Source organism: Pseudomonas akapageensis (assembly GCF_011355085.1).
In the GTDB taxonomy this organism is placed as follows: Bacteria; Pseudomonadota; Gammaproteobacteria; order Pseudomonadales; family Pseudomonadaceae; genus Aquipseudomonas; species Aquipseudomonas akapageensis.
In genome coordinates, this window is record NZ_VXCP01000013.1 from 109,496 (window position 1) to 130,936 (window position 21,441).

A 21,441-nucleotide genomic window follows, 5' to 3' on the forward strand; every position below is an offset into this window, starting at 1 on the left:
CATGAGCGAAGACCGATCGAGCAACGGGCAGAAGTCCTGGCTGGGAAAAATCACCCAGGCTTTTGCCCATGAGCCGAAAAACCGCCAGGAGCTGCTGGAGCTGCTGCGCGAAGCCCACCAGAACAAGCTGCTCGACAGCGAGGCACTGACCATCGTCGAAGGCGCCATCCAGGTTGCGGACCTGCAGGTGCGTGACATCATGGTCCCGCGCTCGCAGATGATGAGCATCAAGTCGACGCAAACACCGCGCGAGTTCCTGCCGGCGGTCATTGACGCCGCGCATTCGCGCTATCCGGTGATCGGCGAAAGCCACGACGACGTTCTGGGTGTGCTGCTGGCCAAGGACTTGCTGCCGCTGATCCTCAAGGAGAACGGCGACAACTTCAATCTCAAGGACCTGCTGCGGCCGGCGACCTTCGTTCCCGAGTCCAAGCGCCTCAACGTGCTGCTGCGTGAATTCCGCGCCAACCATAACCACATGGCCATCGTCATCGACGAATACGGCGGCGTGGCTGGCCTGGTGACAATTGAAGACGTGCTGGAACAGATCGTCGGCGACATCGAAGACGAACACGACGTCGAAGAAGACAGCTACATCAAGCCGTTGCCCAGCGGCGACTTCCTGATCAAGGCGCTGACGCCGATCGAGAACTTCAACGAGTTCTTCGATTGCGAGTTTTCCGACGATGAGTTCGACACCGTTGGCGGCCTGGTCATGAGCGCCTTCGGGCATCTGCCAAAACGCAACGAAACCACCGAAATCGGTGCTTATCGTTTCCGTATTCTCAACGCCGACAGCCGACGGATACACTTGCTGCGCCTGACACCCATTTCCCGTTAAGGATAACCATGCGTTGGATCACCCGCCCCGGCTGGCCCGGTAACCTGCTGGCCATGGCGGCCGGCGCAATTACCACCCTGGCCCTGGCGCCCTTCGACATCTGGCCGCTGGCCTTGCTGTCGCTGGGCATGTTCTATCTCGGCTTGCGCGAGTTGACCCCACGCCAGGCGCTGTGGCGGGGCTGGAGCTATGGGTTCGGCACCTTCGCTGCCGGCATCTTCTGGATCTACGTCAGCATTCACGACTACGGCGGCGCTTCGCCCCTGCTGGCAGGCCTGTTGATGCTGGCGTTCATCGCTGCCATCGCCTTCTTTTTCGCCCTGCCCGCCTGGATATGGGCGCGCTGGATCCGCCGCGAGGAAGCTCCGCTTGCCGACGCCCTGGCCTTCGCCGCCCTGTGGCTGGGGCAGGAAGCCTTTCGCGGCTGGTTCCTGACCGGCTTCCCCTGGCTCTACGCGGGCTACAGTCAACTCGACGGCCCGCTGGCCGGCCTTGCGCCACTGGGCGGTATCTGGCTGATTTCCTTCACCCTGGCGCTGACGGCGGCGCTGCTGTGCAACCTGAATCGGCTGACCCCACGCAAAAGCTTTCTCGCTGTTGGGGTAGCCTTGCTGCTGGCTCCCTGGATCATCGGCCTGGCGCTCAAGGCGCATGCCTGGACCAGCCCGGCAGGCCCGGCCCTGAAGGTTGCCGCCATCCAGGGTAACGTCGAGCAAAGCCTCAAATGGGACCCCGAACACCTGAATGCACAATTGGCCCTGTACCGGGACATGACCTTCAGTTCGAAACCGGTCGACCTGATCATCTGGCCGGAAACTGCGGTGCCGTACCTGAAAGAGTCCGCCCAGGGCTACCTGGACATGATCGGTGGCTTTGCCAGTGACCGACAGTCAGCCTTGATTACCGGCGTGCCGGTGCGAGAAATCGTCCACGATCAAAAGCGCTACTACAACGGTATTACCGTGGTCGGTGAAGGCGACGGCACCTACCTCAAGCAGAAACTGGTGCCTTTTGGCGAATACGTGCCGCTGCAAAATCTGCTGCGCGGCCTGATCGCCTTCTTCGACCTGCCGATGTCGGACTTCGCCCGCGGCCCCGATGACCAGGCCTTGTTGCAGGCAAAGGGCTATCAACTGGCCCCTTACATCTGCTACGAAGTGGTCTACCCGGAATTCGCCGCCAGCCTGGCCGCCCGCAGCGACTTGCTGCTGACCATCAGCAACGACACCTGGTTCGGCACCTCGATCGGCCCGCTGCAGCACCTGCAGATGGCTCAGATGCGCGCCCTGGAAGCCGGTCGCTGGATGATTCGTGCCACCAACAACGGCGTGACCGGCCTGATCGACCCCTTTGGCAAGATCACGGCACAAATCCCGCAGTTCGAACGCGGCATCCTCTACGGCGAAGTGGTGCCGATGCACCACCTCACGCCGTACCTGAAATGGCGCTCCTGGCCGCTGATCATTCTCAGCGTCCTACTGCTGGGCTGGGCGCTGTTGGCCAGCCGCATTGCCAAGACCGTCTGACGATCCGCGATAGAACAGCCGGTATCCGAGCAGGCCAACGGCTTCATTGAGCAGTTGGCCGCTCTGCCACACCGATTTGCTCTCGGGCATCCAGCCACCGAACGGACGAGCGTTGTCGACACTCAGAAAGCCCACGGGCGCGGCCACCACCGAAAAACCTGACTGTTCGAAACTCCAGAGAGAGCGCTGCATGTGCCAGGCCTGGGTGACCACCACCACGCGCTTGATGCCCTGCGGCAACAGCAATGCTGCGCTCATTTGCGCATTTTCCCAGGTGGTCCTGCTCTGCTCCTCCTTCCAGCGCACCGTCACACCGAAGTCGTCATGCAGTGTATCGGCCATGATCTGCGCCTCGCTGGGGGGCGATCCATAGTGCAAGCCACCGGAGGTCAATAGCGGCAAACCGGAGGCCTTGGCCAGGCGTGCGGCGTAGCGCAATCGCTCGACAGCCACGCCGGTAGGCTGGTCTTCGCCCGACCAGGCAGGGTCTGCGCGTTCACGTCCCGACCCCAGCACAACGATCGCATCAGCCTGCCGAGCAAGGTCGGCCCACTGCCGCTCAAGCAGAGCCGGCTCGGTTTCCAGGCTGCGAGCGGCCATTTCCACGACAATCGGCAGGCTCATCAGCCAGAGACCGCCCAGCCCCAGCACAAAGCACAGTGCTGACAGGCGCGGCCAGCTACGCCTCAGCCACCAGGCAATGAGCAGCAGGAGGAACAGAACGCCCGGGGGCAGGATCAATTGTTTTAGAAAGTAACGGAATGGCATCGGGCATCTCCTTCGATGCCCGAAGCCTAAGAGGATTGGTGATCGGCAACAATATCCACAGGCCGCTGTGTTGTAAGCGCATGATGAAAAAATGCGCCCGGGCCCGTATCTGACTTATTTCAAAGGTTATTTGAATTGCAGCGTTCTGGATTTCGCCGTGGTTTTTCCCGAAGCCTTGTCTTTCAGCCAAATGACCCTGGCCGAAGGATGTGACTCTGTCTGCTCCCGAGCACTGGAGCTTCCATGCCCGCCTATCTTGTTCTTGTTGGAATCCAGATAGGCATTGATCAATTCGAATTCAGCGCGGCTCAGGCCACGTAACTCCAATTCAGCAGGCACTTCATCTCGTAATCGAACCGCTGTTCTGGCCATGTCCAAGGCTAACCCCAGACGGTCGATCAGCCGCTCGAACAACTCCGGTTTCATTGCTTTCAGCTGCGACTCTGCCATCCGCTCACCTCATTGAAGATAAAACATACTCCCCACTCATGAGCTTAGCGCCGCACGCGGAACCAGCCGGATGCCGCGACCAACGGACGCGCCAGAGCCTCTGGAGCCCTATTGACGCAATCAGGGTTTCCCTCGATAGACGGGGGTCATGTATGCTACTGCGTTGATTGTTTTGTCACCCTATTGCCGAGCGCAGCGAATTTTTCGCTGCCTGGATAAGGTCACCCATTTCTCAGCGCAAAGTAGCCATGCACGAACTCTATCAGCCCCGCGAAATCGAAGCCGCCGCCCAGTCGTTCTGGGACGAGCAAAAGTCCTTTGAAGTAAGTGAACAGCCTGGCAAGGACACCTACTACTGCCTGTCGATGTTCCCCTACCCCAGCGGCAAGCTACACATGGGGCACGTGCGCAACTACACCATCGGCGACGTGATTGCCCGTTACCAGCGCATGCAAGGCAAGAACGTTCTGCAGCCCATGGGCTGGGACGCCTTCGGCATGCCGGCCGAAAATGCCGCGATGAAGAACAACGTCGCACCGGCCAAGTGGACCTACGAAAACATCGCCTACATGAAGAGCCAGCTCAAGAGCCTGGGCCTGGGCGTGGACTGGTCGCGCGAAGTCACCACCTGCAAACCCGATTACTACCGCTGGGAACAATGGCTGTTCACTCGCCTGTTCGAAAAAGGCGTGATCTATCGCAAGAACGGCACCGTGAACTGGGACCCGGTCGACCAGACCGTACTGGCCAACGAGCAGGTCATCGATGGCCGTGGCTGGCGCTCGGGCGCGCTGATCGAAAAGCGCGAAATCCCGATGTACTACTTCAAGATCACCGCCTACGCCGATGAGCTGTTGACCAGCCTCGACGACTTGCCGGGCTGGCCCGAGCAGGTCAAGACCATGCAGCGCAACTGGATCGGCAAATCCCGCGGCATGGAAGTGCAATTCCCTTACGACCAGGCCTCCGTGGGCGAAGCCGGCGTTCTGAAGGTCTTCACCACCCGTCCGGATACCCTGATGGGCGCAACCTACGTTGCCGTTGCTGCCGAGCACCACCTGGCAACCCTGGCGGCGCAGAACAACCCTGAGCTGCAAGCCTTCATCCACGAATGCAAGAGTGGCAGCGTGGCGGAAGCCGACGTCGCTACCCAGGAGAAAAAGGGTCTGCCGACCTCGCTGTTCGTCGAACATCCGCTGACCGGCGAGAAGTTGCCGGTATGGGTCGCCAACTATGTGCTGATGCATTACGGCGATGGCGCCGTGATGGCAGTTCCAGCCCACGACGAGCGTGACTACGAGTTCGCTCACAAGTACAACTTGCCGATCAAGAACGTGGTCCGCACCAGTGCCGGTGACGAAACGCCTGCCCCATGGCAGGACGCTTATGGCGAATACGGCCAGTTGATCAACTCCGGCGAGTTCGACGGCCTGGACTTTGCCGGCGCATTCGATGCGATCGAAGTCGCCCTGCTGAAGAAAAACCTCGGCGCCTCGCGCACCCAGTTCCGCCTGCGCGACTGGGGCATCAGCCGTCAACGCTACTGGGGCTGCCCGATCCCGATCATCCACTGCGACAGCTGCGGTGACGTGCCGGTGCCGGAAGACCAACTGCCCGTGGTTCTGCCGGAAGACGTCGTACCCGACGGCGCTGGCTCGCCGCTGGCGCGCATGCCCGAGTTCTACGAGTGCAGCTGCCCGAAATGCGGCAAGCCTGCCAAGCGTGAAACCGACACCATGGACACCTTCGTCGAGTCCTCGTGGTACTACGCCCGTTACGCCTCGCCACGCTACGAAGGTGGCCTGGTCGACCCGCAAGCGGCCAACCACTGGTTGCCGGTGGATCAGTACATCGGCGGTATCGAACACGCGATCCTGCACCTGCTGTATGCGCGCTTCTTCCACAAGCTGATGCGCGATGAAGGCCTGCTCAACTCCGACGAGCCGTTCAAGAACCTGCTGACCCAGGGCATGGTCATCGCCGAGACCTACTACCGTCTGGAAGCCAACGGCAGCAAGACCTGGTTCAACCCGGCGGATGTCGAACTGGTACGCGACAGCAAGGCCAAGATCATCAGCGCCAAGCTGATCAGCGACGGCCTGCCCGTCGAGATCGGCGGCACCGAGAAAATGGCCAAGTCGAAAAACAACGGCGTCGACCCACAGTCGATGATCGACCAGTACGGTGCCGACACCTGCCGCCTGTTCATGATGTTCGCCTCGCCGCCCGACATGAGCCTGGAATGGTCCGACTCCGGTGTCGAAGGCTCGCATCGCTTCCTCAAGCGCGTCTGGCGCCTGGCGCACGCCCACGTAGGCCAGAGTTTGCCTGGCGCACTGGACATCGCCGCACTGAACGACGAGCAGAAAGCCGTGCGCCGTGCCATTCACCTGGCCATCAAGCAGGCCAGCCAGGACGTCGGTCAGCACCACAAGTTCAACACGGCCATCGCCCAGGTGATGACCTTGATGAACGTGCTGGAGAAGGCATCCCAGGCAACCGAGCAGGACCGCGCGCTGCTGCACGAGGGTCTGGAAACCGTGGCCTTGCTGCTGGCACCGATCACCCCGCACATCAGCCACGAACTGTGGAAACAGCTCGGCCACGCCGGTGCAGTGATCGATGCAGGCTGGCCGGTTCTGGACGAAACCGCACTGGTGCAGGACAGCATTCAGCTGGTGATCCAGGTCAACGGCAAACTGCGCGGCCAGATCGACATGCCGGCCAGCGCCAGCCGCGAAGAGGTCGAAGCGGCCGCTCGGATCAACGAGAACGTGCTGCGCTTCACCGAAGGCCTGACGATCCGCAAGGTCATCGTCGTGCCCGGCAAGCTGGTCAATATTGTCGCCAACTGATCGGATCGAGCGCCCGGACACTGTCCGGGCGCTGTGCAGATAGTCGGCCCGGAAGGTTTCAAGGGAGCAACAAACATGATCAAACGCAATCTGCTGGTAATGGGCCTCGCGGTTCTGCTGAGCGCCTGCGGTTTCCAGCTGCGTGGCACCGGCACCAACGAAATGGCGATCAAGGAACTGGACCTGAGCGCGCGTAACGCTTATGGCGAAACCGTTACCCAACTTCGTCAAGCGCTCGAGAGCAGCGGCGTGAACGTCCACGCTGGCGCCCCCTACAAGCTGATCCTGACCAACGAGACCGAAAACCAGCGCGCCGCCAGCTATGCCGGCTCCACCAGTTCGGCGGAATACCAGCTGGACACCGTGCTGAACTACGAGATCGTCGGTCACCAGGACCGCTCGCTGCTCGCCGACAAGCTCGAAGTTCAGAAGAACTACATGTATGACGGTAACAACATCGCAGGGTCGGATCAGGAAGCGTCTCAGGCCCGCAAGGAAGTTCGCCGCGAGATGGTGCAACGCATGATGCTGCGTCTGCAGCAACTGACACCTGCCAATCTCGAACAACTGCAGCAAACCGCTGACGCCAAGGCCCAGGCCCAGGCTGACGCCATCGAAGCGGCTCGTCGCTCCCAGGCCGACCAGCCACAACAATCACCGCTGCAGCTGCCGATCAAGTAAGTGGGCCGGGGCGCCGAGCGCCCCGCCTGCAGACGACCATGAAGCTCACGCCAGCCCAACTCAATAAGCACCTGCAAGGCAGCCTCGCGCCGATCTACGTGGTCAGCGGCGATGATCCACTGCTCTGCCAGGAAGCCGCGGATGCCATTCGGGCAGCGGCTCGCCAGCAAGGTTTTGACGAACGCCAGGTCTTCAGCGCCGACGCCAATTTCGATTGGGGCACGCTGCTGCAGGCCGGTGCGAGCCTTTCGCTGTTCGCGCAACGGCGCCTGCTGGAACTGCGCCTGCCTTCGGGCAAGCCCGGCGACAAGGGCGCCGCAGCGCTGATCGAGTATTGCTCGCGCCCTGCCGAAGACACCCTGCTGCTGATCAGCCTGCCCAAGCTCGATGGCAGCGCGCAAAAAACCAAGTGGGGCAAGGCGCTGGTCGAAGGGGTGCAAACCCAGTTCATACAGATCTGGCCGGTTGACGCCGCGCAGTTGCCACAATGGATCCGCCAACGCCTGTCCCAGGCGGGGCTTGCCGCGCAACAGGACGCTATCGAGCTGATTGCCGCCCGGGTCGAAGGCAATCTGTTGGCCGCCGCCCAGGAAATCGAAAAGCTCAAACTGCTGGCCGAAGACAACCAGATCACGGTTGAGACCGTTCAATCGGCGGTGGCCGACAGCGCCCGTTTCGACGTGTTCGGCCTGGTCGACGCCATTCTCAACGGCGAAGCCGCCCATGCCTTGCGCATGCTTGAAGGCCTGCGCGGCGAAGGCGTCGAACCGCCGGTAATCCTCTGGGCCCTGGCCCGGGAGCTGCGCCTGCTGGCGAGCCTGTCCCAGCAATACAGCCAGGGCGTGCCACTGGACAAAGCCTTCAGCCAGGCCCGGCCGCCCGTCTGGGACAAGCGCAAACCGCTGATGAGCAAAGCCCTGCAACGGCATTCGGCGTTGCGCTGGGGGCAACTGCTGCAGGACGCGCAACGGATCGACGCGCAGATCAAGGGGCAGGCGGCGGGGTCGCCCTGGACCGGATTGGCGCGGTTGGTTTTGTTGATGGCGGGGCAGCGGTTGGCGTTGCCTGCTGAGTAAGCTTGAGCCTTGCATCGCTTTATCTGGCCTCATCGCTGGCAAGCCAGCTCCCACAACGGTCTGTGGTGAACCCTGTGGGAGCTGGCTTGCCAGCGATGAAAGCACCGCCGATATCTCTGCTATGCTACCGCGCGATCCAAAACCCCTCGGAGAATCCCGATCATGAGCAAAAAGCCATCACCATGTGGCCCCAACAAGGCCAAATCCATCATCGCCCAACCCCTGTTCCGCAGCCGCCAGGAACCATCGAAAAAGGGCAAAGGCAGCTACCGCCGCGAAGCCTTCCACTCGAAAGATTGGGAGGCTTTTTACTTTTTAGCGGCATGAAGCCTGAACCGACGCAGGCATGGTATGGTCTCAACTTGACCTGTAATACCTGGACCCGTGCATGCCTTTTAGACTTTCTCATCGTTGGCAGTTACGCCAACTGATCGCTGCCTCCAGCCTCATCCTTCTCGTTGCCTGCGCGGAAAAGCCTACCGCCGCCGACGCCGTGCCGCTTGCACCTGCCCCAGCCGCTACGCCCGCCCCTGTGGTGCCCAGCACTGCACCCGTGGATACCAGCATCGAAATTCAACCGACCCAGTCTTTCAGTGAATGGCAGGCCGGCTTTCGTCAGCAGGCCTTGCAGGCCGGCATCACGCCAACCACGTTCGACCACGCCTTCGCCGGCGTAGAGCCGGACATGAGCGTAATCAAGGCCGACCGCAGCCAGCCGGAGTTCGCCAGGCCCGTATGGGAATACCTCGATGGTGCCCTGTCGCCTACACGCGTGCGCAAGGGCCAGACGCTGCTGACCCAGTACGACGACATCCTGCAGCGCATCGAACAGCGCTACGGCGTCGATCGCGGGGCCCTGGTGGCCGTTTGGGGGATGGAGAGCAACTTCGGCCAGTTCCAGGGCGACAAGTCGGTGATCCGCTCGCTGGCGACCCTGGCCTATGAAGGCCGTCGACCGGCCTTTGCCCAGAGCCAGTTGCTGGCGGCCCTGCAAATCCTGCAGAACGGTGACATCCAGCCCGAGGCCATGCTTGGCTCCTGGGCTGGTGCGATGGGCCAGACTCAATTCATCCCCACGACCTATAACACCCATGCCGTGGACTTCGACGGCGACGGGCGCCGGGACATCTGGAACAGCGCCGCCGATGCCCTGGCGTCGACCGCACACTACTTGCAAAGCTCTGGCTGGCAAACCGGCCAACCCTGGGGCCTGGAAGTTCAGCTTCCGCAAAACTTCGACTACGCATTGGCCGATGGCAGCATCCGCAAAAGTACGGCCGAATGGCTGCAACTGGGCCTGAAACTGCCGGCTGGTGCACGCCTGCCGGTCGGCTCCGAGCAACTCTCCGCCGCCCTGCTGCTGCCAGCGGGTTATCGCGGCCCGGCGTTCCTGCTGTTCGACAACTTCCGCGCCATCTTGAAGTACAACAACTCGTCGTCCTATGCGCTGGGTGTAAGCCTGTTGTCCGAGCGCTTCGGAGGGGCGGGTTACATTCGCGGCGAATGGCCGAAGGATGATGTGCCGCTCAGCCGCTCCGAGCGCATCGAGCTGCAAAACCTGCTCAGCGCCAACAACTACGACGCGGGCAATCCCGACGGCATTATCGGCGCCAATACCCGCAAGGCGATCCGCAGCGCCCAGCAGAGCCTCGGCTGGCCGGCGGATGGTTACCCGACTCACAAATTGCTGGAAAGCCTGCGCAATCGCTGAACCAGCCAAATCGCAGCCAAAAAAAAAGCCGACGGTCACGTCGGCTTTTTTTGTGGGAAAGATCAGAGCTTGATCTTGGCCTCATGCGCCTGCTGGTCGGCATGGTACGAGGAACGTACCAGTGGACCGGAAGCGACGTTCTTGAAGCCCATCTTGTAGCCTTCCTCGGCGAACCAGGCGAAGGTGTCCGGGTGCACGAAACGTTGCACCGGCAAGTGGCTGCGCGATGGCTGCAGGTACTGGCCCAGGGTCAGCATGTCGATGTTGTGCTCGCGCATGCGCTGCATCACCTCGATGACTTCCTCGTCGGTCTCGCCCAGGCCCAGCATCAAGCCGGACTTGGTCGGTACGTGGGGCACCAGTTCCTTGAATTTCTGCAGCAGGGTCAGCGACCACTGGTAGTCCGAACCCGGACGTGCAGCCTTGTAGAGGCGCGGCACGGTTTCCAGGTTGTGGTTGAAGACATCCGGCGGCTCTTGCGCAGTGATGGCCAGCGCCACGTCCATGCGGCCACGGTAGTCCGGAACCAGGGTCTCGAGCTGGACACCCGGCGACAGCAGGCGGATTTCCCGCAGGCAGTCGGCAAAGTGCTGGGCACCACCGTCACGCAGGTCGTCACGGTCTACCGAGGTGATCACCACGTACTTCAGGCGCAGGTCGGCAATGGCCACGGCGAGGTTCTTCGGCTCATCCACGTCCAGGGGTTTTGGACGGCCATGACCGACGTCGCAGAACGGGCAGCGACGGGTGCAGATGTCACCCATGATCATGAAGGTCGCGGTACCGCCCGAGAAACACTCGCCCAGGTTCGGGCAGGAGGCTTCTTCGCAGACGCTGTGCAGCTTGTGCTTGCGCAGCAGTTGCTTGATACGGTCGACCTCCGGGGAAACCGGGATACGCACGCGGATCCAGTCGGGTTTCTTCGGCAGTTCCTCGGTCGGGATGATCTTGACCGGGATACGGGCGACCTTTTCGGCACCACGCAATTTCACGCCTGCTTCTACCTTCGGACGAGCCGCGCGCTCAGTACCATCGAGCGTCGGGATCACGGTTTGCACGGCGTCTTGCACCGCTTCATGCGCAGTAGTCATATTCAGTCGATTCCGCCCGTAAGGGTCGTCTGCTCAGCATAGTCGAGGTGTTTGACGAGCTGCGCGCGCAGCCGGGCACTTACCTCGGCAAATTCAATCGGCCCTGCATGGTCGCGCAACTGGGTCATCGCCAGCCCCGCATAACCACAGGGATTAATCCGCTGAAATGGCGCGAGGTCCATATCAACGTTCAAGGCCAGCCCGTGGAAAGAGCAGCCATTGCGAATCCGTAAACCGAGGGAGGCGATTTTCGCTCCGTCGACATAGACGCCGGGGGCATCCGCCTTGGCGGCTGCCTCGACGCCGTAACTGGCCAGCAGGTCGATCAGGCTGCGCTCGATCCGGCTGACCAGATCGCGTACGCCAAAGCCAAGCCTGCGTACATCGAGCAGCAGGTAGGCGACCAACTGACCGGGGCCATGATAAGTCACCTGACCGCCACGATCGACCTGAACCACTGGAATGTCACCCGGCAACAGCAGGTGCTCGGCCTTGCCGGCCTGGCCCTGGGTGAACACAGGTGGATGCTGGACGAGCCAGATTTCATCGGCGGTCTCCGGGCCCCGCTCGTCGGTAAACCGACGCATGGCCTGCCAGACTGGCTCATAGGCCATCAGGCCAAGGTCGCGAAAGCCCAGGTTCGGCATTACAGCACCATGTGCACGAAGCCGGTAGCCCGCAGCTCGCTGTTGATGTTGTACAGCTGGTCCTGGTCGGTGGCGACGATATGCAACTGGATGGTGGTGTACTTGCCATTGGTGCTCTGGCGCTCGTCCACGCGATTATCGTTGATCGTCGCGTGTTTCCTGACGATCTCGATGATCTTGTCCTTGTTACCCACACCCGTGTCACTGATCACCTTGACCGGGTAATCAACGTTGGGGAATTCGATCTTTGGCGCCTTTACTTCGGTATCGGTCATGGCGTAACGGCCTCGTAAGCGTAAGCCGTGGCGACGGGCATGGCCCCGAGCGGGATCTGCGCAGGGCCATGCAGGTGCACACTAATTCAGTTGAACAAGCCGTAGAAGAATAGACGAATGCTATCCCACACACGGCGCAAGAAACCACCTTCCTCGACGGCATCGAGGGCGATCAGGTCGGCGCTGTGCACAACCTTGTCATCCAGTTTGACCTCAACTTTACCGATAACGTCACCCTTGGCGATCGGAGCGATCAGTTGCGGATTCATGGTCATGCTAGCAGCCAGCTTTTTCAATTGGCCTTTAGGCAAAGTCATGGCCAGATCATCGGCCAGACCGGCCTTGACCTGACGCTCGCTACCCTTCCATACCGGCGCCTGGGCAAGCTCGGTACCCTTCTGATAGAAGGTCTGGGTTTCGAAGAAGCGGAAGCCGTAAGTCAGCAGCTTCTGGGTTTCGGCCGCACGAGCCTGTTCGCTGTTGGTACCGAATACCACGGCGATCAAACGCATGCCGTCACGCACAGCCGAGGACACCATGCAGTAGCCGGCTTCGTCGGTGTGACCGGTTTTCAGGCCATCGACGGTCTTGTCGCGCCACAGCAGCAGGTTGCGGTTAGGCTGCTTGATGCCGTTCCAGAAGAACTCTTTCTGCGAGTAGATCGCGTAGTGCGCCGGATCTTCGTGAATGATCGCCCGCGCCAGCAGCGACATGTCGTGCGCCGAGGAGTAGTGCTCCGGGTTAGGCAGGCCGGTGGCGTTCATGAAGTGGCTGTTGGACATGCCGAGATTTTCAGCTGTCTTGTTCATCAGGTCGGCGAAGGCGTCTTCGCTGCCGGCGATATGCTCGGCGACCGCGACACTGGCGTCGTTGCCGGACTGGATGATGATGCCGTGCAGCAGGTCGCTGAGGCTGACCTGAGTGCCGACCTTGATGAACATGCGCGAACCGCCCGTACGCCAGGCGTGTTCACTGACGGTGACCGGATCGTTCTCCCCCACCTGGCCACGACGGATTTCCAGGGTCGCGATGTAGGCAGTCATCAGCTTGGTCAGGCTGGCTGGCGGCAGACGCTGGTCGCCGTTGTTTTCAACCAGGATTTGGCCGCTCGACGCTTCCATGAGCACATAAGCCTTGGCAGCGAGTTGCGGCGCAGCCGGCATCATTTGCTCTGCCGCCCAGGCGGCAGGGGTGATCATGAGCGGGATAAGCAGGCTCAGGCGTTTGGCAAAGGTGGTGATGTTCATCCGTCTCTCGAAATTGCTAATGGGCTCATGCCCTCGCGGGCAAAACGTGTTCCAGGCCCTGAGGCCTGGCGGGCAAAACGGCCATTGTACAGCCTGTTTTGATATTGGGGGTCAGTCTGCCGTCACTACGCTCGGTTGGCCGAGGTTGGCCAGACGAACGCTGTTCTGTACTTGTTGCGCTTGCCCCGGATTGTCCATCGGCCCCAACCGGACCCGATGCAGCGTCTGCTGATTGCGCACGATTGAACTGATGAAGACTGGCGTGTTGACCATCGTGCTCAATTTCGACCGCAACAGCTCGGCAGCGTCCGGGTTGGCGAATGCGCCCACCTGCAGATACACACCCGACGCTTGCGCGGAAGGATTGTTCTTTGCGGCGACCGGAACCGGTACGACGGCAGCGGCATGCTGTTGCGGTGGCGGCGTCCATTGCTCGACCGTCCCGGTAGACGGCGTCAGTGCCGGCTGCGCCTGGGCGACCTGCGGCTCATTGAGCATCAGCGGTGCCGGACGGCCCCTCTGCGCCCAATATTGCTGTGGATCGATGCCTTCGACCTTGACCCTGGCCGTGCCGATCTCGGCATAACCGAGCTTCTTGGCTGCGGCATAGGAAAGGTCGATGATGCGATCGGAATAGAACGGACCGCGGTCGTTGACCCGCAATATCACGCTCTTGTTGTTGTCCAGGTTGGTCACTCGTACATAACTGGGCAAGGGCAGTGTCTTGTGCGCAGCACTCATGCCGTACAGGTCATACACCTCGCCGTTGGCCGTGTTCTGCCCGTGAAACTTGGTGCCGTACCAGGATGCCGTCCCCGAAGCGACATAGCTTTTGGAGTCGCTCATCGGAAAGTAGGTCTTGCCCAGCACCGTATAGGGGTTGGCCTTGTAGGGGCCGGTGTGCTGGGTCGGCACGGCGTCGGGAATGCGCGACACATCCACGTCCCACCATGGCGCACCGTCCTTGTGGGCACGGTTGATATCCAGCCCTGGCTTGGCCCGGACCGCCGTACTCTGTTGCGTTGGACGGCTGGTCGAACAACTGACCACCAGCAAGGTCAGCGCCGCATAGGTCAGCAGCTTCAAAGGTGCGCGACTCGGCAGTGCTCGCATTATTTGCCACCCCGTGCTTGAACCAGCATTTCCGACAGTTGATGCACCGCCATAGCGTACATCACGCTGCGGTTATAGCGCGTGATCGCATAAAAGTTCTTAAGGCCGATCCAGTATTCGGGGCCGAATTCGCCATCGAGCCGGAAAGCGGTGACCGGCAGATCGTCGCGCAGCGCATCATGACTCGACCAGCCCAATGCTCGCAACTGCCCGACCGTCATGACCGGCTCGATACCCGGGCTGAGCCCCTCGTCGACACGCTCGCCGCGAACCTGCGCCCGGCTTACCACTCCTTCCCCGGCGACCCAGCCATGGCGCTTGAAATAACTGGCGACACTGCCAATGGCATCGTCCGGGTCGTTCCAGATATTGATGTGGCCATCACTGTCGAAATCCACCGCGAACGCCCTGAAACTGCTCGGCATGAACTGCGGCAACCCCATTGCCCCGGCGTACGACCCCTTGAGTGTCAGCGGATCGAGCTGCTCTTCACGGGCCAGCAACAGGAACTCACGCAACTCCTTGCGGAAGAAGTCGGCACGTGGCGGATAATCGAAACCCAGGGTCGACAGTGCATCGATCACCCGGTAGTTGCCGGTGTTGCGGCCAAAGAAGGTTTCCACGCCGATAATCGAGACGATCACCTGGGCCGGCACGCCATATTCCTGCTCGGCGCGCGCCAGGGCCGCTTCGTGCTGGCGCCAGAAGTCGACACCGCGAGCGATGCGTGCGTCGGTGATGAACATGGGGCGGTATTCTTTCCACGGCTTGACCCGCTCGGCCGGGCGCGAAATGGCGTCGAGAATCGACTGCTTGCGCTCGACCTCGCGGAACACCCCCATCAATTGCTCTCCAGCGAAGCCATAGTCGCGGGTCATCTCGCCCACGAACGCAGCCACTTGCGGCGAACCTTCATAGTCGCCAGCCGTCGCCAATTGCGACGCGCCAAGGATGCTTACCAAGCCGACCCATGGAACAGACCGAGTCGCCCAGTGACGCATTGCTTGCATGAAATTCTTCACCTTAATCAAACCTGTGCAATCCACTTGCGATGGGTATGGATCGACATTAATACCCCGAACGCCGACAGCAGCGTCACCAGCGACGTTCCGCCATAGCTGATGAAGGGAAGCGGCACCCCCACGACAGGCAGGAGGCCGCTGACCATACCGATATTGACGAAAACATAAACAAAAAACGTCATGGTCAGGCTGCCCGCCAGCAGCTTGCCAAACAGGGTCTGGGCCTGGGCCGTGATGACCAGGCCGCGTCCGATCAGCAGCAGATAGATCAACAGCAGCGCGCAGATACCCACCAGACCGAACTCTTCGCCCATTACGGCAATGATGAAGTCGGTGTGGCTCTCCGGCAGAAAGTCCAGGTGCGACTGCGTCCCGAGCAGCCAGCCCTTGCCGAATACACCGCCCGAACCGATGGCCGCCTTGGACTGGATAATGTTCCAGCCAGTGCCTAGCGGGTCGCTTTCAGGGTCGAGGAAGGTCAGAATCCGCTGCTTCTGGTAGTCATGCATGAAGAAGAACCACATGGCCACGGCCACCGGTACTGCCGCCGCAACCACGCTGAGGATCCAGCGCCAGCGCAGGCCGCCCATGAACAACACGAACGCACCACCGGCCAGGATCAGCAGCGATGTGCCCAGGTCCGGCTGGCGCACGATCAGGATGAACGGAACACCAATCAACATCAGGCTGATCGCCACATGCTTGAGATGCGGCGGCAACGAACGCTTGGCCAGATACCAGGCGATGGTTGCCGGCATGATGATCTTCATGAACTCCGAGGGCTGGAAGCGAATCACCCCCGGAATGTTGATCCAGCGCGTGGCACCCATGGCGTTGTGCCCCATCACGTCCACCACGACCAGCAGGACCACCCCGAACACATAGGCCAGAGGTACCCAACGGGCCATGAACCGGGGCTCGAACTGGGCAATCACGAACATCGAGACCAGGCCGATGCCAAAGGAGGTGGCCTGCTTGATCAGCAGGTCCCAGTCTTTGCCGCTGGCCGAATACAGGACGAACAGGCTGCCGGTGGCCAGGGTCAGCAGCAGGATCAGCAAGGGACCATCGATGTGGATGCGCTGCAGAAACGTGGCGCGGCGACGCATCACGTCCTCGCTGGAGAGCATGCGGTCGAAATTACTCTTCACGGGCGGGGGCCTCCGCTATTGGAGCGCTGGAATATTCCGGCTTCAGATGGCCGTCGGCACCGAGCAACCAGGCATCCATCACCTGACGGACGACAGGTGCGGCAACACCGGAACCGGACTCGCCGTTCTCGACCATCACCGACACGACAATCTTCGGGTTGTCGGCCGGGGCAAATCCGACGAACAAGGCGTGGTCACGGTGGCGCTCCTGAACCTTGGAGCGATCGTACTTCTCGCCTTGCTTGATCGCGACCACCTGGGCGGTACCGCTCTTGCCGGCGATGCGATATTGCGCACCGATCGACGCCTTGCGCGCGGTGCCTCGTGCGCCCTGCATCACCTGCTCCATACCGTGGGCAACCTTGTTCCAGTCGGACTTGTCGCGCAGCACGATATCTTCCATCGGGTTTTCGTCGACCGGCGGCAAGCCTTCGATGGTCTTGGCCAGATGCGGACGGTTCCATTTGCCCTTGTTGGCGATCAGGGCCGTGGCCTGAGCCAGCTGCAAGGGCGTGGCCTGCATGTAGCCCTGGCCAATCCCCAGGATCAGGGTTTCGCCCGGGAACCAGGCCTGGCGCCGGGTCGCCCGCTTCCAGTCACGGGACGGCATCAACCCGGGGGACTCCTCGAACATGTCCAGGGACACCTTCTGGCCGATACCGAAGCGATTCAGGTAGCTGGACAGGCGGTCGATCCCGAGCTTGTGCGCAAGGTCGTAGAAGTAGGTGTCGTTGGAACGCATGATCGCGGTGTCCAGGTCCACCCAGCCATCGCCGGTACGGTTCCAGTTACGGTACTTGTGGTCGTAATTGGGCAACATGTAATAGCCCGGGTCGAAGACCCGCGAGGACGCAGTGACCACGCCGCTGTCCAGGCCGGCAATGGCCACGGCCGGCTTGATCGTCGAGCCCGGCGGATAGAGGCCACGCAATACCCGGTTGAACAAGGGGCGATCGATCGAGTCGCGCAGTTCGGAATAGGCCTTGGAACTGATGCCGGTCACGAACAGGTTCGGGTCGAAACTGGGTTGGCTGACCATGGCCAGCACTTCACCGGTATTGGGGTCCATCGCCACGATTGCCCCCCGGCGACCGCCCAGGGCAGCCTCGGCCGCTTCCTGCAACTTGATGTCCAGGCTCAGGACGATGTCCTTGCCGGGCACCGGATCGGTGTGCTTGAGCACGCGCAGCACGCGGCCGCGGGCGTTGGTCTCGACTTCTTCGTAACCCACCTGCCCATGCAGTTCCGGCTCGTAGAAACGTTCGATGCCGGTCTTGCCGATATGGTGGGTGCCACTGTAGTTGACCGGATCGAGGGTCTTGAGCTCTTTTTCGTTGATCCGTCCGACGTAGCCGACCGAATGGGCGAAATGTTCGCCCTGCGGATAGTGACGAACCAGCTGTGCCACCACTTCCACGCCAGGCAGGCGGAACTGGTTGACGGCAATTCGCGCAATCTGCTCCTCGGTCAGCTCGAACAGGATCGGCACAGGCTCGAAAGGCCTGCGCCCCTGCTTCATGCGCTTCTCGAACAGCACTCGGTCTTCGGGCGTCAGTTGCAGAACTTCGACGATCACATCGAGTACCTGCCGCCAGTCCGCCGAGCGCTCGCGGGTCATGCTGAGACTGAAGCTGGGCCGGTTATCGGCGACGATCACCCCGTTGCGGTCGAAGATCAGCCCCCGCGTCGGCGGAATCGGCTGTACGTGCACCCGATTGTTCTCCGACAGGGTCGAGTGGTACTCGTACTGAATCACCTGCAGGAAATACAGCCGGGCAATCAGGGCGCAAATCAGCACGACGACCACAACTGCACCGACCACGACGCGGCTACGCACCAGGCGGGCGTCTTTTTCGTGATCCTTGAGGCGAATCGGCTGCGACATTTAAGAAAGGCTTACTGCTTATTTGTGATAAGGGTGCCCGGACAGGACAGTCCAGGCGCGGTACAGCTGCTCACCGATGAGGATGCGGACCAGCGGGTGCGGCAGGGTCAACGGCGACAACGACCAACGCTGTTCGCTGCGCGCACAGACTTCCGGCGCCAGCCCTTCGGGGCCGCCGACCATGAAGTTGACCGTGCGCGAATCCAGCCGCCAGCGATCCAGCTCGACCGCCAACTGCTCGGTGCTCCAGGGCTTGCCATGGACCTCGAGCGTGACAATCCGTTCCCCTGGCTGAACCTTGGACAGCATGGCCTCTCCCTCCTGACGGATCAGGCGGGCCACGTCGGCATTCTTGCCACGGGTGTTGAGCGGGATTTCCACCAGTTCCAGCGCAAGCTCGGAAGGGAGACGCTTGGCATATTCATGCCAGCCGTCTTCCACCCACTTGGGCATGCGCGAACCGACCGCGATCAGGCGCAGACGCACAGCGGTACCTTATTCCTGGTCTTTGTTGAGCTTGGTGAAATGCTCATGGGTGAACTCTGGGCTGTGGTGCTTGCCGTCGGCGGCACGGCTTTGTTCGGCACCTTTCCACAGACGCTCCAGGTCGTAGAACTGACGCGCGGAAGCGGTCATCATGTGCACGATGACATCGTCCAGGTCCAGCAGTACCCAGTCGCTGTCGCCCTTGCCTTCTTCACCCAGCGGCTTGGCACCCTTGGCCTTGACCATTTCGCGAACTTTTTCCAGCATCGCGTTGATCTGGCGGTTGGAGGTACCGGTGGCGATGATCATGTAGTCGGTGATGCTTTGCTTGTCGCGAACATCGATCACGAGGATGTCCTGGGCCTTGACGTCTTCGAGGGCGGCGACTGCCACTTTGACCAGCTCTTCGCCTTTCATTACTTGCTTGTTCATATAAAACTCATTCAGTTCGTATGTTTGGACCGCTTCAAAGCACAGGCTTGAAGCGTTCCTTCAGTTCGACGCACGGTACAGCCCGTGCGCATCGATGTAGGCCAGTACCGCGTCAGGCACCAGGAAACGTACCGACTTCCCGCTGGCCAGCAGTTGACGGATCTGGGTGGCCGACACCGCCAGGGGTGTCTGCCAGACGAATGTAATCTGCCCGCAGGGCCCCTTGAGGGACTGCGGGTCATTGACCGAACGCGCCGCCAACAAATTGCGCAAGGCATCCGGTGGCTCGATGTCGGCATCCGGCCGTTGCAGGACCAGGATATGGCAGTACTGCAGCAGCTCTTCCCAGCGATGCCAGGTTGGCAAACCACAGAAGGCATCCCAGCCCAGCAACAGAAACAACTGGTCATCCGCGGCCAGTTCTGCTCGCATCAGCTCCAGGGTGTCGATCGTGTACGACGGCTTGTCCCGCTGCAGTTCGCGGGCATCGACCGTCAAGGGCGCAACGCCCTGCACTGCACACTCGACCATCGCCAGCCGATCCAGCGCCGAGACTTGCGGCGTGTCTCGATGCGGCGGCCTTGCGTTGGGCGTCAGGCGCAGCTCGTCGAGCCCCAGCATGTCGACCACTTCCAGCGCACTGCGCAGGTGGCCGATATGCACCGGATCGAAGGTTCCGCCGAGCACGCCAACGCGCCGGGCCAGTGGCGCGGGCACAGCTTTTTTTGCTGACTGGCTGAGATCGGCCAAGTCAGACCGGCTCCTGGCCGCGCAACTGGCCATCGCCGATGACCACGTACTTCTCGCAGGTCAGGCCTTCCAGGCCAACCGGACCACGGGCGTGCAGCTTGTCCGTGGAAATGCCGATCTCAGCGCCCAGGCCGTACTCGAAGCCATCGGCGAAGCAGGTCGGGGTATTGAGCATCACCGAACTGGAGTCGACTTCGGCCATGAAGCGCCGAGCCTGGCCCTGGTGTTCGGTAACGATCGAATCGGTATGGTGTGAACCATAGTGATTGATATGCTCGATGGCCTGGTCCAGCCCATCGACCACCCGGATCGACAGGATCGCCGCCAGGTATTCGGTGTGCCAGTCTTCTTCGCTGGCAGGCACCGCTTCGATCAGTTGGCGAGTACGCTCGCAACCACGCAACTCAACGCCCTTCTCCCGGAATTGTGCAGCCATCTCCGGCAAAAACTCGGCAGCTACGCGCTGATCGACCAGCAAGGTCTCCATTGCGCCACAAATGCCATAACGATAGGTCTTGGCATTGAAAGCAATACGTCGGGCCTTTTCCAGGTCGGCGTCCGCTGCGACATAGATATGGCAAATGCCATCCAGGTGCTTGATCACCGGCACGCGTGCCTCGCGGCTGACGCGCTCGATGAGGCCCTTGCCGCCACGCGGCACGATCACATCGACGTATTGGGGCATGCTGATCAGCGCACCGACGGCGGCGCGATCGGTCACTTCCACCACTTGCACCACAGCAGCCGGCAAACCGGCTTCATCCAGGCCACGCTGGATGCACGCGGCAATTGCCCGGTTGGAGTGGATCGCTTCGGAACCGCCACGCAGGATGGTCGCGTTACCGGACTTCAGGCACAGACTAGCCGCATCGATGGTCACGTTCGGCCGGGATTCGTAAATGATTCCCACGACACCCAACGGCACGCGCATCTTGCCGACCTGGATACCTGACGGCCGATAGCTCATGTCACGAATCGCCCCGACCGGGTCCGGCAAGCTGGCGACCTGGCGCAGGCCGACGATCATGCTGTCGATACGTGCTGGCGTCAGCGCCAGGCGCTCGAGCATGGCCGGCTCCAGGCCGTTGGCCCGTCCGGCGGCCAGGTCCAGTTCATTGGCGGCAGTCAATTCGCTGCGAGCCTGATCCAGTGCATTGGCAGCCGCCTGCAGGGCGCGATTCTTCTGCGCGGTGCTGGCACGTCCGATCACGCGAGAGGCTTCGCGGGCGGCGCGACCCAGGCGGGTCATGTAGTCAAGAACGGACTCAGTCATGGTCTCAGTGGTCTTGGCGAAGGGGAAAGCGGCTGATTATAGCTGTCGTGCCCGTCCAGCGACAGCAGTGACGGGCGGATGGTCAAAATGAGCGGTAACAAGCTGTGCATTCAGCTGCGATTAAGCCAGAAATTGTTATCATCGCGGCCCCGTTTTCCCGG

21 protein-coding genes are annotated in these 21,441 nt (G+C 61.3%); 7 read left to right on the top strand and 14 right to left on the bottom strand.

Annotated features, from left to right (window positions below):
- Position 1: 1 nt before the first annotated feature.
- Positions 2-841, top strand: coding sequence for a CorC family transporter (locus tag F2S13_RS10610; protein WP_166360438.1), 840 nt, complete (start codon positions 2-4; stop codon positions 839-841).
- Between the two features lie 8 nt (positions 842-849).
- Positions 850-2,367, top strand: coding sequence for an apolipoprotein N-acyltransferase (gene lnt, locus F2S13_RS10615; protein ID WP_166360440.1), 1,518 nt, complete (start codon positions 850-852; stop codon positions 2,365-2,367).
- Here the strand turns inward: lnt and F2S13_RS10620 are convergent.
- Together F2S13_RS10620 and F2S13_RS10625 are read right to left on the bottom strand one after the other, a co-directional pair.
- A complete protein-coding gene (locus tag F2S13_RS10620; RefSeq protein WP_166360442.1) occupies positions 2,317-3,135 on the bottom strand; it encodes a YdcF family protein in 819 nt (272 codons plus the stop codon). The genes lnt and F2S13_RS10620 overlap by 51 nt on opposite strands.
- Positions 3,136-3,261: 126 nt before the next feature.
- Positions 3,262-3,585 carry a hypothetical protein gene (locus tag F2S13_RS10625; RefSeq protein WP_166360444.1) on the bottom strand — a complete coding sequence of 108 codons (324 nt, stop codon included), beginning with the start codon at positions 3,583-3,585 and terminating at the stop codon, positions 3,262-3,264.
- Positions 3,586-3,833: 248 nt separating this feature from the next.
- Between F2S13_RS10625 and leuS the strand changes: the two genes are divergently transcribed.
- From leuS to F2S13_RS10650, 5 genes are all read left to right on the top strand, one after another.
- On the top strand, positions 3,834-6,440 hold the full coding sequence (gene leuS, locus F2S13_RS10630) for a leucine--tRNA ligase (protein ID WP_166360446.1): 2,607 nt from the start codon (positions 3,834-3,836) through the stop codon (positions 6,438-6,440).
- Between the two features lie 75 nt (positions 6,441-6,515).
- Positions 6,516-7,121: an LPS-assembly lipoprotein LptE gene (locus F2S13_RS10635; protein ID WP_166360448.1), complete on the top strand. Its 606-nt coding sequence runs from the start codon at positions 6,516-6,518 to the stop codon at positions 7,119-7,121.
- 38 nt (positions 7,122-7,159) lie between these two features.
- On the top strand, positions 7,160-8,197 hold the full coding sequence (gene holA, locus F2S13_RS10640) for a DNA polymerase III subunit delta (RefSeq protein WP_166360450.1): 1,038 nt from the start codon (positions 7,160-7,162) through the stop codon (positions 8,195-8,197).
- A gap of 162 nt (positions 8,198-8,359) precedes the next feature.
- Positions 8,360-8,524: an alternative ribosome rescue factor ArfA gene (arfA, locus tag F2S13_RS10645; RefSeq protein WP_166360452.1), complete on the top strand. Its 165-nt coding sequence runs from the start codon at positions 8,360-8,362 to the stop codon at positions 8,522-8,524.
- Between the two features lie 61 nt (positions 8,525-8,585).
- Positions 8,586-9,908 carry a lytic murein transglycosylase gene (locus F2S13_RS10650; RefSeq protein WP_166360454.1) on the top strand — a complete coding sequence of 441 codons (1,323 nt, stop codon included), beginning with the start codon at positions 8,586-8,588 and terminating at the stop codon, positions 9,906-9,908.
- 62 nt (positions 9,909-9,970) lie between these two features.
- Here F2S13_RS10650 and lipA read toward each other — a convergent pair whose 3' ends face one another.
- The 12 genes from lipA to F2S13_RS10710 form a co-directional block, all read right to left on the bottom strand.
- Positions 9,971-10,978 carry a lipoyl synthase gene (gene lipA, locus F2S13_RS10655; RefSeq protein WP_166360520.1) on the bottom strand — a complete coding sequence of 336 codons (1,008 nt, stop codon included), beginning with the start codon at positions 10,976-10,978 and terminating at the stop codon, positions 9,971-9,973.
- A gap of 23 nt (positions 10,979-11,001) precedes the next feature.
- The gene (lipB, locus tag F2S13_RS10660; RefSeq protein ID WP_166360456.1) at positions 11,002-11,646 is read right to left on the bottom strand and encodes a lipoyl(octanoyl) transferase LipB; all 645 of its coding nucleotides are present in this window, start codon (positions 11,644-11,646) and stop codon (positions 11,002-11,004) included.
- Positions 11,646-11,921 carry a DUF493 domain-containing protein gene (locus F2S13_RS10665; RefSeq protein WP_166360458.1) on the bottom strand — a complete coding sequence of 92 codons (276 nt, stop codon included), beginning with the start codon at positions 11,919-11,921 and terminating at the stop codon, positions 11,646-11,648. Before F2S13_RS10665 ends, lipB begins: the two co-directional genes overlap by 1 nt.
- Before the next feature lie 86 nt (positions 11,922-12,007).
- A complete protein-coding gene (locus F2S13_RS10670; protein ID WP_166360460.1) occupies positions 12,008-13,168 on the bottom strand; it encodes a D-alanyl-D-alanine carboxypeptidase family protein in 1,161 nt (386 codons plus the stop codon).
- A 111-nt stretch (positions 13,169-13,279) separates the two neighbouring features.
- Positions 13,280-14,281, bottom strand: a complete 1,002-nt coding sequence (locus F2S13_RS10675) for a septal ring lytic transglycosylase RlpA family protein (RefSeq protein WP_166360462.1) — start codon at positions 14,279-14,281, stop codon at positions 13,280-13,282.
- The gene (mltB, locus tag F2S13_RS10680) at positions 14,281-15,291 is read right to left on the bottom strand and encodes a lytic murein transglycosylase B (RefSeq protein ID WP_166360464.1); all 1,011 of its coding nucleotides are present in this window, start codon (positions 15,289-15,291) and stop codon (positions 14,281-14,283) included. The genes F2S13_RS10675 and mltB overlap by 1 nt, the downstream gene beginning before the upstream one ends.
- A gap of 17 nt (positions 15,292-15,308) precedes the next feature.
- The gene (rodA, locus tag F2S13_RS10685) at positions 15,309-16,412 is read right to left on the bottom strand and encodes a rod shape-determining protein RodA (protein WP_166360522.1); all 1,104 of its coding nucleotides are present in this window, start codon (positions 16,410-16,412) and stop codon (positions 15,309-15,311) included.
- Positions 16,413-16,443: 31 nt separating this feature from the next.
- A complete protein-coding gene (mrdA, locus tag F2S13_RS10690) occupies positions 16,444-18,339 on the bottom strand; it encodes a penicillin-binding protein 2 (protein WP_166360466.1) in 1,896 nt (631 codons plus the stop codon).
- An 18-nt stretch (positions 18,340-18,357) separates the two neighbouring features.
- Positions 18,358-18,825 (bottom strand): 23S rRNA (pseudouridine(1915)-N(3))-methyltransferase RlmH, encoded by a 468-nt coding sequence (gene rlmH / locus F2S13_RS10695; RefSeq protein ID WP_166360468.1) that lies wholly within the window; start codon positions 18,823-18,825, stop codon positions 18,358-18,360.
- 9 nt (positions 18,826-18,834) lie between these two features.
- A complete protein-coding gene (gene rsfS, locus F2S13_RS10700) occupies positions 18,835-19,257 on the bottom strand; it encodes a ribosome silencing factor (RefSeq protein WP_166360470.1) in 423 nt (140 codons plus the stop codon).
- A 60-nt stretch (positions 19,258-19,317) separates the two neighbouring features.
- Positions 19,318-20,040 carry a nicotinate-nucleotide adenylyltransferase gene (gene nadD / locus F2S13_RS10705; RefSeq protein ID WP_425500224.1) on the bottom strand — a complete coding sequence of 241 codons (723 nt, stop codon included), beginning with the start codon at positions 20,038-20,040 and terminating at the stop codon, positions 19,318-19,320.
- Positions 20,009-21,280 carry a glutamate-5-semialdehyde dehydrogenase gene (locus F2S13_RS10710; RefSeq protein WP_166360472.1) on the bottom strand — a complete coding sequence of 424 codons (1,272 nt, stop codon included), beginning with the start codon at positions 21,278-21,280 and terminating at the stop codon, positions 20,009-20,011. Before F2S13_RS10710 ends, nadD begins: the two co-directional genes overlap by 32 nt.
- Positions 21,281-21,441: the final 161 nt, after the last annotated feature.

Bases quoted from the DNA above. Each gene is read 5' to 3' on its own strand.
- F2S13_RS10610 (WP_166360438.1), top strand. From the start codon at position 2: ATGAGCGAAGACCGATCGAGCAACGGGCAGAAGTCCTGGCTGGGAAAA.
- lnt (WP_166360440.1), top strand. From the start codon at position 850: ATGCGTTGGATCACCCGCCCCGGCTGGCCCGGTAACCTGCTGGCCATG.
- F2S13_RS10620 (WP_166360442.1), bottom strand. From the start codon at position 3,135: ATGCCATTCCGTTACTTTCTAAAACAATTGATCCTGCCCCCGGGCGTT.
- F2S13_RS10625 (WP_166360444.1), bottom strand. From the start codon at position 3,585: ATGGCAGAGTCGCAGCTGAAAGCAATGAAACCGGAGTTGTTCGAGCGG.
- leuS (WP_166360446.1), top strand. From the start codon at position 3,834: ATGCACGAACTCTATCAGCCCCGCGAAATCGAAGCCGCCGCCCAGTCG.
- F2S13_RS10635 (WP_166360448.1), top strand. From the start codon at position 6,516: ATGATCAAACGCAATCTGCTGGTAATGGGCCTCGCGGTTCTGCTGAGC.
- holA (WP_166360450.1), top strand. From the start codon at position 7,160: ATGAAGCTCACGCCAGCCCAACTCAATAAGCACCTGCAAGGCAGCCTC.
- arfA (WP_166360452.1), top strand. From the start codon at position 8,360: ATGAGCAAAAAGCCATCACCATGTGGCCCCAACAAGGCCAAATCCATC.
- F2S13_RS10650 (WP_166360454.1), top strand. From the start codon at position 8,586: ATGCCTTTTAGACTTTCTCATCGTTGGCAGTTACGCCAACTGATCGCT.
- lipB (WP_166360456.1), bottom strand. From the start codon at position 11,646: ATGCCGAACCTGGGCTTTCGCGACCTTGGCCTGATGGCCTATGAGCCA.
- F2S13_RS10665 (WP_166360458.1), bottom strand. From the start codon at position 11,921: ATGACCGATACCGAAGTAAAGGCGCCAAAGATCGAATTCCCCAACGTT.
- F2S13_RS10670 (WP_166360460.1), bottom strand. From the start codon at position 13,168: ATGAACATCACCACCTTTGCCAAACGCCTGAGCCTGCTTATCCCGCTC.
- F2S13_RS10675 (WP_166360462.1), bottom strand. From the start codon at position 14,281: ATGCGAGCACTGCCGAGTCGCGCACCTTTGAAGCTGCTGACCTATGCG.
- mltB (WP_166360464.1), bottom strand. From the start codon at position 15,291: ATGCAAGCAATGCGTCACTGGGCGACTCGGTCTGTTCCATGGGTCGGC.
- rodA (WP_166360522.1), bottom strand. From the start codon at position 16,412: ATGCGTCGCCGCGCCACGTTTCTGCAGCGCATCCACATCGATGGTCCC.
- mrdA (WP_166360466.1), bottom strand. From the start codon at position 18,339: ATGTCGCAGCCGATTCGCCTCAAGGATCACGAAAAAGACGCCCGCCTG.
- rsfS (WP_166360470.1), bottom strand. From the start codon at position 19,257: ATGAACAAGCAAGTAATGAAAGGCGAAGAGCTGGTCAAAGTGGCAGTC.
- nadD (WP_425500224.1), bottom strand. From the start codon at position 20,040: ATGGCCAGTTGCGCGGCCAGGAGCCGGTCTGACTTGGCCGATCTCAGC.
- F2S13_RS10710 (WP_166360472.1), bottom strand. From the start codon at position 21,280: ATGACTGAGTCCGTTCTTGACTACATGACCCGCCTGGGTCGCGCCGCC.